Annotated in this window: 15 protein-coding genes and 5 pseudogenes; 9 read left to right on the plus strand and 11 right to left on the minus strand. The window is 36.5% G+C overall.

The window, feature by feature from the left end; translation table 11 throughout:
• Positions 1-16: 16 nt before the first annotated feature.
• The 7 genes and pseudogenes from OWR28_RS04520 to tilS form a co-directional block, all read right to left on the minus strand.
• The gene (locus OWR28_RS04520) at positions 17-196 is read right to left on the minus strand and encodes a patatin-like phospholipase family protein (protein WP_332385655.1); all 180 of its coding nucleotides are present in this window, start codon (positions 194-196) and stop codon (positions 17-19) included.
• Positions 197-340: 144 nt separating this feature from the next.
• A pseudogene (locus OWR28_RS04525) lies at positions 341-1121 on the minus strand (alpha/beta fold hydrolase).
• Between the two features lie 104 nt (positions 1122-1225).
• The gene (locus OWR28_RS04530) at positions 1226-1747 is read right to left on the minus strand and encodes an ExbD/TolR family protein (protein ID WP_332385656.1); all 522 of its coding nucleotides are present in this window, start codon (positions 1745-1747) and stop codon (positions 1226-1228) included.
• A gap of 278 nt (positions 1748-2025) precedes the next feature.
• Entirely contained in the window at positions 2026-2406 is a 381-nt protein-coding gene (locus tag OWR28_RS26805) for a thioredoxin fold domain-containing protein (protein ID WP_494168430.1), read from the minus strand.
• Positions 2400-4094: a protein-disulfide reductase DsbD family protein gene (locus OWR28_RS04535; RefSeq protein ID WP_494168425.1), complete on the minus strand. Its 1695-nt coding sequence runs from the start codon at positions 4092-4094 to the stop codon at positions 2400-2402. The genes OWR28_RS26805 and OWR28_RS04535 overlap by 7 nt, the downstream gene beginning before the upstream one ends.
• Before the next feature lie 132 nt (positions 4095-4226).
• A complete protein-coding gene (locus OWR28_RS04540; RefSeq protein WP_332385657.1) occupies positions 4227-4529 on the minus strand; it encodes a hypothetical protein in 303 nt (100 codons plus the stop codon).
• The gene (gene tilS, locus OWR28_RS04545; RefSeq protein ID WP_332385658.1) at positions 4513-5430 is read right to left on the minus strand and encodes a tRNA lysidine(34) synthetase TilS; all 918 of its coding nucleotides are present in this window, start codon (positions 5428-5430) and stop codon (positions 4513-4515) included. Before tilS ends, OWR28_RS04540 begins: the two co-directional genes overlap by 17 nt.
• An 87-nt stretch (positions 5431-5517) precedes the next feature.
• Between tilS and OWR28_RS04550 the strand changes: the two genes are divergently transcribed.
• The 7 genes and pseudogenes from OWR28_RS04550 (at position 5518) to OWR28_RS04575 (ending at position 10729) form a co-directional block, all read left to right on the plus strand.
• On the plus strand, positions 5518-6351 hold the full coding sequence (locus OWR28_RS04550; protein ID WP_002976267.1) for an OmpA family protein: 834 nt from the start codon (positions 5518-5520) through the stop codon (positions 6349-6351).
• A gap of 565 nt (positions 6352-6916) precedes the next feature.
• Positions 6917-7072, plus strand: a complete 156-nt coding sequence (locus tag OWR28_RS26810; protein ID WP_433986122.1) for a CCPGW family putative bacteriocin — start codon at positions 6917-6919, stop codon at positions 7070-7072.
• A gap of 119 nt (positions 7073-7191) precedes the next feature.
• Positions 7192-7838 (plus strand): annotated as a pseudogene (locus tag OWR28_RS04555) (O-methyltransferase).
• A 102-nt stretch (positions 7839-7940) separates the two neighbouring features.
• Positions 7941-8656 (plus strand): annotated as a pseudogene (locus tag OWR28_RS04560) (C40 family peptidase).
• Between the two features lie 21 nt (positions 8657-8677).
• Complete coding sequence (locus OWR28_RS04565; protein ID WP_332385659.1) at positions 8678-9145, plus strand: DUF1648 domain-containing protein; 468 nt, start codon at positions 8678-8680, stop codon at positions 9143-9145.
• A gap of 97 nt (positions 9146-9242) precedes the next feature.
• Positions 9243-9485, plus strand: coding sequence for a cupin domain-containing protein (locus OWR28_RS04570; RefSeq protein ID WP_332385660.1), 243 nt, complete (start codon positions 9243-9245; stop codon positions 9483-9485).
• A gap of 5 nt (positions 9486-9490) precedes the next feature.
• Positions 9491-10729: a glycosyltransferase N-terminal domain-containing protein gene (locus OWR28_RS04575; protein ID WP_332385661.1), complete on the plus strand. Its 1239-nt coding sequence runs from the start codon at positions 9491-9493 to the stop codon at positions 10727-10729.
• On the opposite strand, the gene OWR28_RS04580 is transcribed toward OWR28_RS04575, so the two are convergent.
• The 4 genes and pseudogenes from OWR28_RS04580 to OWR28_RS04600 all read right to left on the minus strand — a co-directional run bounded on the left by OWR28_RS04580 (position 10721) and on the right by OWR28_RS04600 (position 13098).
• Positions 10721-11347: a deoxyuridine 5'-triphosphate nucleotidohydrolase gene (locus OWR28_RS04580; protein WP_332385662.1), complete on the minus strand. Its 627-nt coding sequence runs from the start codon at positions 11345-11347 to the stop codon at positions 10721-10723. The genes OWR28_RS04575 and OWR28_RS04580 overlap by 9 nt on opposite strands.
• Positions 11347-11574, minus strand: coding sequence for a hypothetical protein (locus OWR28_RS04585; protein ID WP_332385663.1), 228 nt, complete (start codon positions 11572-11574; stop codon positions 11347-11349). The genes OWR28_RS04580 and OWR28_RS04585 overlap by 1 nt, the downstream gene beginning before the upstream one ends.
• Positions 11575-11596: 22 nt before the next feature.
• A pseudogene (locus OWR28_RS26815) lies at positions 11597-12099 on the minus strand (glycosyltransferase family 2 protein).
• Between the two features lie 129 nt (positions 12100-12228).
• Complete coding sequence (locus tag OWR28_RS04600) at positions 12229-13098, minus strand: acyltransferase (protein ID WP_332385665.1); 870 nt, start codon at positions 13096-13098, stop codon at positions 12229-12231.
• A 199-nt stretch (positions 13099-13297) separates the two neighbouring features.
• Here OWR28_RS04600 and OWR28_RS04605 point away from each other — a divergent pair, with 199 nt between their 5' ends.
• Complete coding sequence (locus OWR28_RS04605) at positions 13298-13771, plus strand: lipocalin-like domain-containing protein (RefSeq protein WP_332385666.1); 474 nt, start codon at positions 13298-13300, stop codon at positions 13769-13771.
• Positions 13772-13954: 183 nt separating this feature from the next.
• Positions 13955-16765 (plus strand): annotated as a pseudogene (gene leuS / locus OWR28_RS04610) (leucine--tRNA ligase).
• Positions 16766-16847 lie beyond the last annotated feature (82 nt).

The raw sequence follows: 16847 nt of genomic DNA on the forward strand, positions 1-16847 counted from the left end.
CCGTTTTTTGATAATTTTAATGCTGATCTGGAGAAAAAGAAGTCTGTCTTACAATTTCCATCATCTCATCCGGTGTTTTTCCGAAAGAATAAAAAGCACCAATAATAGAGCCTGCACTGGTTCCGGAGATAATGTGTGGTTTCAGGTTATATTCTTCCAGAGCTTTCAGTACGGCAATATGGGCAATTCCACGCATTCCTCCGCCTGAAAGTGTAAGCCCGATAACCGGTGGTGCCGGTGGTTTCTTCTTTTAAATGAAAATAAAGCCATTACCAAAATTATCCTCTACTAATATACAGGATTTTTGTTAAATAAGACTTTAATCTATCAGGAGAGAATGTTATAAAACCAGTTTTTTAGGAAGATTATGGAGGAGTTCCGTATTGATGATTTCTGCACAGATACCCGGCTTTTCCCAGTGTCCGTTATGTCCGCAGTCCAGAATATAAGATTTGATATTCGTCCTGTCCGGAAGATGTTTGATCATCATATCGGTTTTTACGGCGTTATCATGTTTACCGGCTAATACTAAGATTTTAGCTTCCAGGTTTTCAAGGACATGTTTTTTGTCTGTTCTTTCTACCATACCTTTCACACAGGCAAGAGCCCCTAAGTTGTTGGTGGAAAGGGCCGTTTCAAGAGCGGTTTCAATTTTTCCTTCCAGGATGTCTCTTTCGTTCGGATTGAATAAATTGGGTACTCCGGCTCTTGCATAATGGGCAAATGCATCTTTAATGATTCTGTAACTTTTGATGCGCTGTTGTTTTTCTCCTCATCATCCGGAAAATAAGTAGAGAAAAATAAAGTTAAGCTTTTAAAAGATCAGGATATTTTTCTGCAAAGGCAAGTGCCGTATACCCTCCCATGGAATGTCCCAAAAGGTGAACTTTTTCTAAATGCTGGTCATCCAATACTTTTTTTACTTCCTCTGCCATTAGTTCCATGGTGTGAACCTCAGCCAGAATCTCAGATTGTCCGTGACCTGGAAGGTCAATTTTAAGGAATGAAAAATCTTTGGAAAGATGAGATTCCATATCGCTCCAGATGGATAGATTTTCCATAAAACCGTGAAGAAGCACCAAGATTTCTTTTCCGTTTCCTTTTCTTTCAAAGTTCAGCATGATTCCAAATTTAGAAGGTTAAATGATACGGTCTTTATATACTGCAGATCCGTTTCTCTTTTCAAATTTAATCAAAAAAGGGCATCCAAAAATGCCCTTGCCTTTTATTGAGTTAATTCCTTGTAAACCTTTGTTTCCCAGGGTTTGATATCTGTTACACCATATTTTTCCTTTTTAGAAATCGCAAGATTATCCAGCATATCTACAAAATTCTTGTAAGTGGCTTCATCCGATGGTTTCACAATAACTGTGAATTTATCAGGTGCTGGAGCATTTTTGTAAGCTTCAGCAATGATTTTTGAAATTTTGATTCCGCTGAAATCGGTTTCTTTAAGATTTCCTGTATTTAAATCTTTAGCATTACTTTGATGATAAAATACCCGATTGTCTTTCCCCAGGATAAATGTGATCTGGTTTTTGTCTCTGATTACATTTTCAGTGGGCTTCTGATCAGGATCTTTTGCCGGTAGTCCCAGATCCATTACGTTTGGTTTTGTAAAGTTAGTGGTGAACATAAAGAATGTGATCAGTAAGAATCCCAGATCTACCATAGGAGTCATGTCTACTCTGATCATTTTTTTCTTTTGTTTGCTGCCTTGTTTTTCTTGTGCAATTACTTCTGCCATGATTTAAAGTTTTTAAATGTTAAACGGTATTTTTTGAATAATTCAAACAAAACGCATGCCTTGTTTGTTGAATAATCAATAAATTCATGAATCTATTGATTGTTTTTGTGGTGAATTTTAAAATTCCGTTCCTTCTTTTTAAAAATGAATAACCAATGATTCTTTTGGCTTTCTGATAATTGTATTTTTCAAAATGGATTCTAAAATTTTCATCAACTGCTGCAAAAAAAACTCACACGGCAACGTGTGAGTTTTTAAATGATATATAAATAATTTATTTATTTATTCTTTTTATAGTAATTAACCCCGCATTCAAGGAATTTTTTGAAATCTTCTTTTGGCATATATCCTGAAACCGGAGTGTTGATTACTTTTCCGTCCGGAGTGATCAAAACATAGTGAGGCTGAGAGTTATTGTTAAAGTTAACCTGCTGGAATAAGCTCCATCGGTCACCTATTGTTTTTACCTTTTTGATCTGTCCGTCACCAAGGTCAATTTTAGTTTTCTGATCTTCAGGAAGCTCTTCCTTATCATCTACGTATAAAGAAGCTAATACCACATCATTCTGAAGGATAGGTAAGATGTCTGCTTCACTCCAGACAAACTCTTCCATTTTTCTGCAGTTTTCACAACCATAGCCGGTAAAGTCTATTAGAATAGGTTTATCCTCTTTTTGGCCAGTTCCACAGCTTTGAAGAAATCGTGTTCAGGGTGCATTCCCAGGATTCCGTCTTTTTCGTCATGGAAATAACTTACATTCAGTGGAGGTAAAATTCCGCTTAATAATTGAAGTTTAGGGCGGTCAGATGGAATCAATCCCTGGATCAGATAAACCACAAAACCAATTCCCAATATTCCCAATACCTTTCTTGTAACAGAGATTTTAGGTTTTTTATCATCATGCGGGAATCTGATGAATCCTAATAAATATAAGGCTAATCCTAATGCAACAATGATCCAGATAGCGATGAAAAGCTCTCTTTTTAAAAAGAAAGTTTTGGAGACAAGGTCTGCTTTCGATAAGAATTTCAATGCTAATGCCAGCTCTACGAAACCTAAAACTACTTTTACGGTATTCATCCATCCTCCTGATTTCGGAAGACTTTGCAGAGCTTGCGGGAATAAAGCCAGCAGTCCGAAAACAATAGCCCAGGCAAGACCAAATCCCGCTAAAGCAAATGTCAGCAACATAGGAACGTTTGTAGAACCTGTTACCGCACTTCCTAGTAAACTTCCTAAAATAGGTCCTGTACAAGAGAAAGAAACGATCACCAGCGTTAATGCCATGAAGAAAATTCCGATAATTCCTCCCGCTTCTTCAGCTTTGGAAGATTTGTTGGCGATAGAACTTGGCAATGTGATATCATAATACCCGAAGAAACTTCCGGCAAAGAAGATAAATATAATAAAGAAGGCAATATTCAGCCATACACTTGTGGAAATTTCGTTGAAGATATTTCCTGCAATGCCGTCGATAACGTGAAAGGGAATACTTAACAGCACGAAAATAAGAAGAATGAAAAACCCATAAATAAGAGCATCCCTTTTTCCTTTGGCTTTATTTTTAGTTCCTTTTGTAAAGAATGAAACCGTCAGCGGAATCATCGGAAAAACACAAGGCGTAAGCAATGCGATTAATCCTCCGATAAACCCTAAGAACAAATAAGTCCAGTAATTTTCATCCATTTTTGCGGAAGCTGTACCACAATCCGTTAATGGTTTTTTGAAGTCAATAGTTTCGATTTTCAGCTGCTTGGGATCAAGCTTTGAAGTTTCTGTGATTGTAGCTTCTGTTTTTGCAGGGTTTTCAGTAACTGTCTCAGTTACTTTTACAGAGTCTTTTACAGGAGCTGCAGTTTCTTCAGTGGCAGTCTCTTCCGCTGCACCCTTTGGAGTGACTTTTTGGTTGAATTCTAATGTGTTGGGAGCCAGACAAACCCTGTCATCACAAGTCTGATAAGTAATTTCAGACGTGACATCTGCAGGTTTTGCCGGATCTTTTAGTTTAAATTTCTGCTTAAAGCCGGCTGAATTAGAATAATAAACAATTGTTCCACCGAATGCTTCAGAAAATTCCTCATGTTTTTTACCCACTTCGGTAAACTTTCCGATCAGTTCAATATTTTTTCCGGTCACCTTATATTCTGTAGGAATTCCGGTATCTTCCGGTAAATCTTTGGAATAGATGTGCCATCCGCTTTCCATTGTGGCATTCAGTACTGCTTCATACTGGTTGTTGCCAAGATCGTTGATGGTGAATTTAAACTTTACAGGATTTTTTATCTGCGCATTAATCCCCGTCGCTAAAAATAGTAGAATTAATAAAAACCAATTTCTAAATTTCATTGTTCATTTCATTAAAAATTTTGAGACTCCATTTCGTCTTCTCATACTTTGCATATCGTCTGTCCTGCCTGAAGGGGATAACCCCAAGTACAGAATCATTGCTGTCAGTCAGTATCCAGATTTTTTGCCTCGCTAAAATAGATAATTTTTCGTCCCTAAAAAATTTAGAAACTTTCTTTTCCCCGAAAAACCTGTGGGATAAAATTCATCACCTTCTTTTTGTTTTCTTAAACGCAGTGGGAAATGAAGTTTTTCAGCATCAAAGTCCCACTCAAAACCTTTATTGATTCCATCAATGCTTTCAATATGATCTACGAGATTAATGTTACTCTGGTTTTCGGAAAAATCAAAATGATCGATCAGGACAATATCTTCCTCAGATTCCTTTTCCTGGCTTCTGTCAATAAAAATCAGTTCGTCACGGTTGACAATCAACTGATATTCTTTTGAAAAAAAGAACTGTTGTTTTCTGCTTTGAAAATTTTGGGGATTTCTTCCTCCTGGTTGAAACCGTATTTTTTAAAATTTCAAATTTTACGAAATCGCTTTCCTGATCCAGCTTTTCCTTTGATAAGATTTTATAGTCTTGGTTAAATACGGTAAGGTTATTTTCTATTTCCTGGATCTGTTTCTGAACAAAATCTTTGGTTTGATTCAGCAGAGAAGAGCTTTTTCTGAAGTTGTCCAGAAAATGGTCATTGGTTTCCATCAGCTTTGGAACAATCTCATTTCTAATCTTATTCCTCAGATAATCATTTTTTTTATTGGAGAGATCTTCCCGGAATTCGATACAGTTCAATTCTGCAAACTGGTAAATTTCTTTTTTTGAAAAATTTAAAAGCGGTCTGAGAATATTATTGTCATGGGAAGGAATCCCGCTTAATCCGTTGATGCCGGCAGCCTTGGAAAGGTTGATGATAAAAGTCTCCAGCTGATCATTCAGATGATGGGCTGTTACCAGAAATTCCAGTTTTTCCTTTTCCTGGATTTCTTTGAAAAACCTGTATCTGAGTTCCCGTGCCCAAAGCTGAATAGAGTTTTCCGGTTTCTGATCTTTTTCTGAAACTTCATACAGATGAAATTTTATATGATTTTTCTCACAAAAATCCTGTACTGTTTTCTGATCCAGATCCGAATCATTACCACGGAGCTTATAGTTGATGTGAGCAACCTGAAACTGGAACTTTGAATCCTGAATTTCCTGCTCAAAATCCCTGAATAAGGACGTTAAAACCATAGAGTCGGCACCTCCGCTTACTGCCAGAAGATAGGTGTGCTTTTCCGGCTTGTGAACAAGATTTTTTAATTGATTGATAAAGGTTAATTTTTCCAACATATATGTTGAGAATTTCTTTTATGCAAAGATAACCGATATAATTCAATTGAATTTCCCTAACTTTGAGTAGTCTAAAAATGATTATTTATGAAGATTTTAAAAATTTTAGCAGTTTCTGCAATGGCGCTGGGAATGACATCTTGTGTCAGCAAGAAGCAGTATGATGCTTTAAGCACAAACTATAAGCAATGCATTGAAAATATCGGGGAAAGACAGAGAGAAATTCAGGATTTGAAATCTCAGAACTCTGCATTGACAGGTGAAAACAATTTGCTGAAAAGTCAGCACGATGCTTTAAAATCATCATTGGATGCGTGTTTGTCCAATACTGGAAAAAGTTCTGCCAACATTGATAAGTTGGTAGGAGAAATCAATGCTTCCAATTCTTATATCAAGCAGCTGATCTCCAGTAATGCGAAGAATGACAGTCTGAACCTTGCATTGTCTAACAAGCTGAAGAGATCTTTGGATAATGTATCAGATGAGGATGTACAGGTAAAAGTATTGAAAGGAGTAGTAATGATCTCTCTTTCTGATAAAATGTTATACAAGACGGGAGATTACAATATTTTACCTGCCGCTCAGGAAGTGTTAGGTAAAGTCGCAAAAGTGATCAATGATTATGATAAATATTCAGTGCTGATTGAAGGGAACACGGATAATGCTCCATTAAACTCTCCGAATCTTCCGAGAGACAACTGGGATCTTTCTGCGCTAAGAGGTACTTCTGTTGCTAAAGTTCTTCAGACTCAGTTTGGGGTGGATCCTGCAAGAATTACAGCCGGCGGACGTTCTGAGTATAACCCGAAAGCTACAAACATGAGCGTTTCAGGAAGAGCAGAAAACAGAAGGACAGAAATCATCATTATGCCTAAACTTGACGAGTTTATGAAACTGATGGATATTGCTCCTAAAAAATAATCAGCCATCATACATAAAAAAATCCCGAATTGCTTCGGGATTTTTTTTATGTAATTATCAATCTTAAGTTATTAATTTTTAAGTTTCAAGCAAAGTACTGTTTAAACAAAATAAACCCCGAAGGTGGCCGGGGCTTATTTTTAATCAAATTAATTCTTCCTTTTTCAGGAGTGAAATAATTCGTTGCAAAAATGAAGTGGATATTTCTGTCTTGCTTTTTGCTGCAGAAGAATCAGTTCTACTTTTCAGTACAACTTTTTTGTGATTCTCATGGTTAGTTTGTGTCTCTCCTGCAATCATCTTGTTTTCTCTTAGTGTTTTTACCCCTTATTCTTATGGCAAATTTAACACTAGTACCACAAAAATACCATCCGTGTTTTCCCGGTATTTTATATGGGGTTTTTACTGATTTGTTGTGGTTCGATATTTTTATATCAGTTTTTTTACCCTGTAATTGTTTGGTTAACAATAAAATGTTTATATTTAAATCTCCATACGAGGAAATAATTAAAAAGAGGTTCCCGAAAATCTAAAGAGTAGGGGTTAATACTAAACTACAATAATTATGAAAAATTTAAAAAAGCTTTCAAGAGGGGCAATGAAAACTGTACAAGGTGCTATTAACGGGTGTAATCCACAGATATTTTGTACCAGTCTACAAACAAAGTGTTGCCCAGGATGGGTTTGTGCTGGTATAAGACAATATTGTGTAGCAGTATAATAAACTTTTAAAGTATATAGATGCATGTAAGAGAGAGTAATTTCTCTCTTTTTTTGTATCTTCTTCCTGAATTAAAAAAGTAGCTTTAAAATCCTTAAATTTGTTTAAATTAAAATGGTATGAGTTTTTTTGAAGAAAAGAATCCTGAAATGGACAGATATTTGGAGGCGCACGCTTCTTCGGAATCCGAAATTCTGAAAAAGCTGAGAAGAGAGACATATCAGAAAACAACACAGCCTCATATGATTTCCGGATATCAGCAGGAAGACTGCTGACGATTATTTCCCAGATGTTGCAGCCGAAAAGTATCCTGGAAATAGGAACTTTTACAGGATATGCTACTTTATGTCTTGCATCAGGATTGGCAAAAGACGGAAAAATCACCACGTTGGATGTGAATGAGGATCTTGCCTATCTTCCTAAAAAATATTTTGAATCCAGCGAATATGCCAGCCAGATCGATTTTAAACTTCAGGATGCCAAGGAATATTTAGAAGAAACAGATGAATTTTTTGATCTGATTTTTGTAGATGCTGATAAGGAAAACTATGCCGAATATTTCAGATTGATTAAACCTCATACAAAATCCGGAACGGTGGTGTTATTTGATAATGTATTATGGTATGGGAAAGTGCTGGAAGAAAATCCGAAACTGAAATCTACCCAGTCGATCCAGGAATTAAATGATTTGGCAGCAAAAGACGAAGATTTTGAAAATCTTATTTTACCTTTGCGTGATGGAGTGAACTTTCTTCGCAGAAAGTAACTGAAATATTCAAGGATTAAACATTTAAAGAGATACAACATTGTATTTTTAATCTTTAAATTATTCAATCTTTAAATTATTCAATCTTTAAATTGAAAATTAATGAATAAAGGAGTTTGTATTGTTACAGTAGCGCCGGTTCGTGCAGAAAATTCTGACAGAGCTGAAATTGTTACGGAAATATTGTTTGGAGAAAGTGCTGATATTTTGGAAGTAGATAAAAACTGGACCAAAATAAAGATGCACTATGACGGCTATGAAGGATGGATGGATACCAAACAGCTGAAGCCTGTAACAGACGAAGAGCTGGCCAAAAGAAAAGTGACTGTCGTTACCGAAGATTTTTCTTCCGTATTAATGAACGATGGGAAAACTTTGCTTTCTATGGGTTCAGAAGTTGAATTTCCGGTAGTCGCTTCAAGAAGAAGTCATGATGTGCGTGAAAGTATCGCTCTGACGGCAAAAGAATTCCTGAACGTACCTTATCTGTGGGGAGGCAAAAGCTTTTTTGCAGTAGACTGCTCCGGATTTACCCAGTTGGTTTATAAAATTCACAATATAAAGATACCCAGAGATGCTTCACAGCAGGCTGAGGTAGGGGAACCGCTTACTTTTGTAGAAGAAACACAGCCTGGTGATCTTGCTTTTTTGAAAATGCAGAAGGAAAGATTATCCATGTAGGAATTATGCTGGAGAATCAAAAGATCATCCATGCTTCCGGAAAAGTAAGAATAGACACGCTGGATTCCACCGGGATTTTCAATAAAGAAATGAACAAGCATACTCATAAGCTGAGAGTGCTGAAAAGTGTAATATAGTTCAGCTAAATCTCATTTAAAATGGAAAATATTCTCTTTATAATTTTTGATATTTTTAATTTTGGATGGGTCGCTTTTTTGTGGTGGTTTACCCTGAAAAATTATAGCGCTTTACCAGACCGGATTCCGGTGCATTTTGATCTGGATGGAAAACCAGATGGGTTCGGAGGTAAAATCTATGCCTTTCTGATGCCTGTGCTGGCTCTGGGACTGTATGCTGTGTTCACCTATGGAACCAGACATCCTGAAGATACTAATTTCCCGGTAGAGATTACAGATCAGAATATGAATGCCCAGTTTTTAATTATGAAAATCGGGCTGAGAACTCTCTTCCTTGTATTGGGAATGGTTTTTTTGAATATCCAGGATTATATGTTCAGATATGCTGCTGATGATAATGCTAAACCTAGAATCTCAATTGCCACCATCTTTTTATCTGTTGTATTGTTTGTTCCCTTGTTGCTTTTTATTACTCACTTGTTTAAATGATACATTCTAAAAAAATTCAGAGCATTATATCTGGGGGAACCAATGTGACAGCTGGGTCCTTAAAAATACACAAAACTTATCTGTAAAGCAGGAGAAGATGCCTGCCGGAACTTCAGAAAAACTGCACTACCATGAGATGGCGGAACAGTTTTTCTACCTCCTGAAAGGAGAAGCCGTATTCTTTATCAATGAAGAAAAGTTTTGGGTTAAACAAAATGAATCTATTTCTATTCCACCGGGAGCAAAGCATTTTATCTCCAATGAATCCACTGAAGAAATTGAGTTTTTAGTCATATCCAATCCTCCTACGGATCATGACAGAATTGAAATTAAAGAATAAGTAAAATGGCTTTTTTATACAATCTATTTATCAGTCTGCTGACTTTTGGAATGAAGGTTTTTGCCTTGTTTAATGATAAAACTAAAAAAGGCGTTGAAGGAAGAAAGGAGTCTTTGGCTAAAGTGAAATCTGCATTTTCACAAACAGATAAGGTCATCTGGATGCATGCTGCCAGTTTAGGAGAATATGAACAGGGATTACCTGTTCTGGAAAAGCTTAAGGAGCGTTTTCCGGGCCATAAAGTTTTGGTAACCTTCTTTTCCCCGTCAGGATATGAGAATGTAGTGAAAAAGAAACACATGGCCGAGGTGATCTGTTATCTGCCTTTTGATAAAAAAAGTACTGTTAAAGAGTTTATATCACAGTTTAATACTGAACTATTTTTTACGGTTAAATATGATTACTGGTATAACCTTCTTGCTGAGCTTAAGAATCAGGGGACGAAGGTATATGTAATTTCTGCACTGTTCTATGAAAGACAGTCCTTTTTTACGTCGTATGGAAAATGGTTTGTAAAGCAGCTTCAGAATAATGTAGACTGGTTTTTCCATCAGACTCAGTTTTCCATGGCCCTTGCGAAAAGTGTAGGGTTAATAAAGTCTTCCGTAACGGGAGATACAAGGTTTGACAGGGTAAAACAACTTCGTGAGCGTAACAATCATGTAGACTTTATTTCTGATTTTAAAGGAGAAAGCAAAGCTGTTGTTTTCGGAAGTTCGTGGCAGGCAGAAGAGAAAATAGCAGAAGTGCTTTCCCGTAAAAATAGTGCGGTGAAGCTTATCATAGCACCTCATGACCTGAAAAGGGTAGAGCATCTTAAAAATATATTCCCCGATGCCTTATTGTACAGTGAAATACAAAATTTTCGGTCTTCAACTCTTAATTCTCAGATTCTGATTATAGACAGTATAGGCTTGCTATCAAAATTATATTCATATTCAGATGTGGCTGTTGTGGGAGGAGGATTTCACGATGCAGGGCTTCATAATATTCTGGAAGCGGCAACCTTTGCTGTTCCTGTAGTCTTTGGAAATCATTACAAAAAGAATCCCGAAGCTGATGATCTGATTGCTGTGGACGGCGGGAAGTCTTTTCCAGACGAATATACGGCTGCAGAATTTGTTTTATTTCTTACCAATGAAGATAATAAGGAAGAGCTCACAGAAATGTCCCGGAATGCAGGGAAATTTATAGATGACAAGCCTGATTCTACCAGAATGATTCTCCAGAAAATTTTATCTTAAAAATCCCTGGCTTTTAATTTCTTTCATAATCTGATCGATATTGGAGGGGATTTTGCCGCATTCAAACCAATTGAAATCAAGCCCATTATTAATACACAGCTTTTGCAGGTAGTGATTTTCTAAGATTTTATCTGAAGTTTCACGAAGATATTCATCAATTTCCATCCAGTAATCTTCATCCAGTTTTTTAATTAAAATCAAGGATTTAAATACTTTGTTGATCATATAAATATAAAGCTTGTAAACATTATCAAACCTCTGCCTGCTGAGGTCGCTGTTGTTTTCCAGTACTTTGTTGATAAGAAGAAGATTGAGTGAAACTTCCCCGAATTTGTCAGTGGTGATTTTGACGTGTTCAGTAATTTCAGCGCTTATTTTTCGGATGAGGGTCAGAAAATATTTGGCATTTCCAATATATTTTGAAGCCAGAAGAACCTGTTCTTCCACATGTTCTTCCATAGCATTTCTTTTATCATCTGTAGTTTCTGGGTCTATCAGTTCGAAATACAGCTTTTTAGATAACAATTTATCCTTCCTCAGGAGTCTGAAAATGAGTTTGTCTTTCTCGGTACCTGAAAAAGCACTCAGAGCGGCTTTGAACTCTTTTGAATACTCCATTAATTAAAAATTTTCGAATATTTTAGGAATCCGTTTAACGCCCAGTTGGCCGTGTAGTATAATGATTTTAATGTTGAAAATCCCATGAAATCTTTATAGACAAGGTATTGATCTTTGATGATGTTTTTTTTATTTCTGGAAACACTGTTTTCCCGCATTCTGTACTTTGCCAGTGTTTTTTTTACAGGCATCCCTTCCGGAATCACCTTTAAAAGATTAAGCCACATCACATGGTCTTCGCGTTTGCTTTTACAGGAACAGGAATTTGCCGACTCTTTTGGTATCATACATGGTAGAGACCGGAGCAAGACGGCATGTCTTCAGCAGATTGGAGAAAGTAACTGTTTTGTCAGCCAGAAAGTCTTTCAGAATAGGCTGCAGCTGCTCATTACATCTGGAATAATTACAGTAGACAAGCTCTACATGGTGTTCCTGCATATAACCGGTCATGGTTTCAAGATATTCGGGATACCAATAATCATCAGAATCCAGGAATGCGATATATCTTCCCTGGGCTCTTTCCAGACTGTTGTTCCTTGCATTTCTGCGCCTCCGTTTTTCTCCAGTACCTGTAGCTTTATTCTGGGATCATTATATTTTCTGATGATCTCAACAGTATTATCTTTAGAAAGATCATCAGTGATCAGCCATTCCCAGTTTTCGTAGGTTTGGTTAAGTACAGACTGTATGGTTTCCTCGATAAATTCTGCAGAATTATAACAGGGAGTAATAATGGAGACAAGATCTTTCATTTATGCTTTTTGAATTGTAAAATTATAAAAATCTTTTTTCATAAAGATGCCAGGAAGCAATTCCTACCCCGATTACTACCAACATGCATACCAATCCCATGAAATAAGGATTATAGCTGGCAAAAAGCCCTAATGTTGCAAATACCCTGATAATAGGAAGTGGAATATATAAATGCCGTAAGTGAAATCTCCGTACTTTCCAAAATTGTTCAGGAACTTAAAAGAATAAGCAATATACAGAACAATAATACTGATCATCATTGGAGAGAATAGTTTTATTTTAAAAATAAGATCTATCCAAACAGTCATTATCGCAATAATGAATAATGCATTTTTATGTTTGATAAACTTATCAAAATTAAAGTAGATCAGCATTCCGCCGATGAAATAACATAATGATCCCGGTAATTGTCTCGAAAGGGCAGCTTTTCCGGCCATTTCAAAATAATTGAGATAAATCAGTGAGAGAAAATACAATACAATCAGGCTGGTATTCCGGTATTTGTTATTTTTTCCAAACAATAAAAACATCAGCGGAACAGCAATATAAAAGCACATTTCTATTTTAAGGGTCCACAATGCTCCGTTTACCGCCTGGTTTCCGAATACTCCGGGAAGCCATGGTGCTTTAAAATTCATGAAAATTGAATTCCAGAATAGGTATTTATAAACCTGTGTGTTGCCAAAATATTCAGAAAAAGGTAAAGTGCTGACCAGGCTTAATAATGTTGCACATAGGAATACAACTAATAAATAGGCAGGAACAATTCTGTTAAACCTCTTTTTGGCGTAACTTTTCAAACTGGAAGATCTTTCATAGCTTCTTGCAATAAGAAATCCACTCACAATGAAAAACGAAAAAACGGCTACTTCTACCGGGCTGTATGTTAAAATGGCGAGCTGATCGGAACCACTTAATGCTCCCAGGTGTCCTACAAAGACGATGAAAGCAAGGAGAACGCGTATGAAGTCAAAATTGTTTTTCGTAATGTCCTGCATTTGTATTTTCTTTCTTACAAAAATAACTTTTTTAATAAAATGAATGGTGCCCCATTATTCATTATTTGTTAAATAAAGGGAAAATTGCATCTGAGTGTTTTAAAATATATATAAATAAAGCCCGATGAAATAATTTTTCATAAAAAATAGTAATATAAATCAAAAAAATTATAATTTTAGCGCTTGAAAAAATTGATCTATGAAGAAATTAGCATTACTATTTGCAGGTTTGTCTTTGTTTGCAGCTACAGGATGTAGTGATAATAATGATACTGTTCTGGAAGCTCCTCTGGTTGGGACCTGGCAACCATTAAAAGAAGTAGTTACTACTGTGGAGACCGGCGAGGATCCGGTTTCTAACACAATTACTTATACTGACTGTCAGAAACAGACCAGATGGTGGTTCAGCGCTGACTCCAAGGGAGGGAAAACAAACTGGGGAGATACTGCTACACCTGGTCAGTGTGCTATTCTTTCAGAGATAAAATTCAACTATACCTATAATAAAGAAGGAAAAGATGTTCAGATGAAAATTCAGGGAATCGTAGAGCCGCAGAATGCAAAGATTATTACTTTGAATGAAACAACGCTTAACCTTGCAGTAAGAGAGGAGACTCAGGATCCTAAAATATTCCAGACAAGAACATATACCTTCAAGAGAGTTACTCAATAATAGTATATACTTCAGGATATAAAACAGATCTCATCTCCGGATGGGATTTTTTTGTTGAAGCCGGAATTGCAATTCATCATAAATTAAATTTCTATTTCCTTTAAAATCATTATTTTTGTGATTCTTGTAAAAAAGGGAAAAATAATTCAATATTTAAAGTCTAACATATAACATCTATATAAAGTGTTTTACGATCATCAGCAGATAGAAAAAAGTGGCAGAAATACTGGGAGGATAATCAAACCTATAAAACCTCTAATAACACAGATAAACCTAAGTTTTATGTACTCGATATGTTCCCGTACCCATCAGGAGCAGGACTTCACGTAGGTCACCCGCTGGGATATATTGCATCGGATATCTATGCGAGATATAAAAGACATCAGGGTTTAATGTGCTTCACCCGGTAGGATATGACAGCTTTGGTCTTCCTGCTGAACAGTATGCTATCCAGACAGGACAGCATCCGGCAATTACTACAGAACAGAATATCAACAGATATGAGGAGCAGTTAAGAAAAATAGGTTTTTCATTTGACTGGAGCAGAGAAGTAAGAACTTCAGATGCGTCTTATTATAAATGGACACAATGGATTTTCATCCAGCTGTACCATTCCTGGTATAATAAAAATACTGACAAGGCAGAAGTTATTGATTCTTTAATTCAGCATTTTGAAGAAAAAGGAACAGAAGGTTTAAATGCAAATCAGAACGACGAATTAAACTTCACAGCAGAAGAATGGAAGAATGCTTCCGATCTTGATAAAGAAGATATCTTATTGAACTATCGTCTTGCTTACAGAGCAGAGACTACCGTAAACTGGTGCCCGGCGTTAGGAACAGTACTGGCAAACGATGAGGTAAAAGATGGGAAATCCGAAAGAGGAGGATTCCCGGTTTTCCAAAAGAAAATGATGCAGTGGAGTATGAGAATTTCTGCATATTCTGAAAGACTGTTACAGGGATTAAATACTTTAGACTGGCCTCAGCCATTGAAAGATTCCCAGGAATACTGGATTGGAAAATCTCAGGGAGCGCAGGTTCAGTTTCAGGTAGAAGGTCATGACGAGATTGTTGAGGTATTTACAACAAGACCTGATACCATCTTCGGAGCAACCTTTATGGTATTGGCTCCTGAAAACCCTTTAGTGGAAACGATTACTACTGATGCTCAAAAAGCCGAAGTAGACACTTATATTGAAGAAACTTCCAAAAAAACGGAGAGAGACAGAATGTCTGACGTTAAAAACGTCAGCGGAGCTTTCACAGGAAGTTATGCGATCAATCCGTTCAGCAATGAAAAAATGCCGATCTATATTTCAGACTATGTATTGATGGGATATGGAACAGGTGCGGTAATGGCCGTTCCTGCACATGATGAGCGTGATCACAGATTTGCCAAGAAGTTTAATCTTGAAATTAAAAAAGTTGTAGAGACTGAAGAGGATGTTCAGGAGAAATCTTTTGATTCTAAAGATTCTGTTTGTGTAAACTCTGATTTCTTAAACGGATTACATTATAATGATGCGAAAGCAAAAATAATTTCCGAGATCGAAACCAGAGGAATAGGTCATGGAACAACGAATTACAGACAGCGTGACGCTATTTTCTCAAGACAGCGTTATTGGGGAGAACCTGTTCCTATATATTATAAGGATGGAATGCCATATACGTTGCCAGCTTCTGCCTTACCTTTGGAGCTTCCTGAGGTTGAAAAATATTTACCAACAGAAGATGGAGATCCGCCATTAGGAAATGCAAAAGAATTTGCATGGGATGAAGCCAATCAGAAAGTAGTTGCTACAGACTTAATAGATGATAAAACTGTTTTCCCTTTAGAATTATCTACAATGCCAGGCTGGGCAGGAAGCTCCTGGTACTTCCTTAGATATATGGATCCGCAGAATGACGGGGAATTCTGTGCAAAGAACCTTTCAGACTACTGGGGACAGGTAGACCTATATATAGGAGGAAGCGAACACGCAACCGGACACTTGCTGTATTCCCGTTTCTGGAATATGTTCTTAAAAGACAGAGGGTGGATCAGCCATGATGAACCGTTCCAGAAACTGATCAACCAGGGGATGATCTTAGGAATGAGCGCATTTGTGTACAGAATTGACGGTACAAATCAATATGTATCCAAAAATCTGGCTAAAGATTATAAGACTCAGCAGATCCATGTAGATGTATCCTTATTAAAAGGAACCTCTGATGAACTGGATACAGAAGCTTTCAAGGCATGGAGACCGGATTATGCTGATGCAGAATTTATTCTGGAAGATGGAAAATACATCACAGACCGTGAAGTAGAAAAAATGTCCAAGTCTAAATATAATGTAGTAAACCCTGATGACATCTGTGAAGAATATGGTGCGGATGGTTTAAGATTATATGAAATGTTCTTAGGACCATTGGAGCAATCCAAGCCTTGGAATACACAAGGGCTTAGCGGAGTATACGGTTTCCTTAAAAATTCTGGAACCTTTATTTCAATGGGGAGGTATTTGAAGTTTCAGACGAAGAACCTACAAAAGCGGAATATAAAGTTTTACATACCTTAATAAAGAAGGTTGTATATGATATTGAAAACTTCTCTTTCAATACATCCGTATCATCATTTATGATTGCTGTAAACGAACTTCAGAAAATAAAATGTAACAAACGCAATATTTTGGAACCGTTAGCCGTTATCATTTCTCCTTATGCTCCTCATATCTGTGAAGAACTGTGGAATTTATTAGGACATGATACTTCGATAGAATTTGAGAAATTCCCGGTATTGAATGAGGATTATCTTGTTGAAGACGAAATTGAGTATCCGGTAAGCGTAAATGGCAAAATGAAGTTCAAAATTTCACTTTCAGCTCAATTATCTGCCAAGGAGGTGGAAGATTTGGTGATTTCGAACGAGAAAATGCAACAGATTTTGGAGGGTAAAACCCCTAAAAAAATCATTGTAGTCCCTCACCGTATTGTGAATATCGTAATTTAAAAAAAAATTAACATTGGGAAATTAAAAAAATGGGAGTCTAATTTTTTTGATTTTTTAATTGAAATGTTAAATTTGGAAAAAA

This window comes from Chryseobacterium sp. 1B4 (genome assembly GCF_036631475.1).
Classification (GTDB): Bacteria; Bacteroidota; Bacteroidia; order Flavobacteriales; family Weeksellaceae; genus Chryseobacterium.

Bases quoted from the DNA above. Each gene is read 5' to 3' on its own strand.
- OWR28_RS04520 (WP_332385655.1), bottom strand. From the start codon at position 196: ATGCGTGGAATTGCCCATATTGCCGTACTGAAAGCTCTGGAAGAATAT.
- OWR28_RS04530 (WP_332385656.1), bottom strand. From the start codon at position 1,747: ATGGCAGAAGTAATTGCACAAGAAAAACAAGGCAGCAAACAAAAGAAA.
- OWR28_RS04535 (WP_494168425.1), bottom strand. From the start codon at position 4,094: ATGAAATTTAGAAATTGGTTTTTATTAATTCTACTATTTTTAGCGACG.
- tilS (WP_332385658.1), bottom strand. From the start codon at position 5,430: ATGTTGGAAAAATTAACCTTTATCAATCAATTAAAAAATCTTGTTCAC.
- OWR28_RS04550 (WP_002976267.1), top strand. From the start codon at position 5,518: ATGAAGATTTTAAAAATTTTAGCAGTTTCTGCAATGGCGCTGGGAATG.
- OWR28_RS26810 (WP_433986122.1), top strand. From the start codon at position 6,917: ATGAAAAATTTAAAAAAGCTTTCAAGAGGGGCAATGAAAACTGTACAA.
- OWR28_RS04565 (WP_332385659.1), top strand. From the start codon at position 8,678: ATGGAAAATATTCTCTTTATAATTTTTGATATTTTTAATTTTGGATGG.
- OWR28_RS04570 (WP_332385660.1), top strand. From the start codon at position 9,243: ATGCCTGCCGGAACTTCAGAAAAACTGCACTACCATGAGATGGCGGAA.
- OWR28_RS04575 (WP_332385661.1), top strand. From the start codon at position 9,491: ATGGCTTTTTTATACAATCTATTTATCAGTCTGCTGACTTTTGGAATG.
- OWR28_RS04580 (WP_332385662.1), bottom strand. From the start codon at position 11,347: ATGGAGTATTCAAAAGAGTTCAAAGCCGCTCTGAGTGCTTTTTCAGGT.
- OWR28_RS04585 (WP_332385663.1), bottom strand. From the start codon at position 11,574: ATGTGGCTTAATCTTTTAAAGGTGATTCCGGAAGGGATGCCTGTAAAA.
- OWR28_RS04600 (WP_332385665.1), bottom strand. From the start codon at position 13,098: ATGCAGGACATTACGAAAAACAATTTTGACTTCATACGCGTTCTCCTT.
- OWR28_RS04605 (WP_332385666.1), top strand. From the start codon at position 13,298: ATGAAGAAATTAGCATTACTATTTGCAGGTTTGTCTTTGTTTGCAGCT.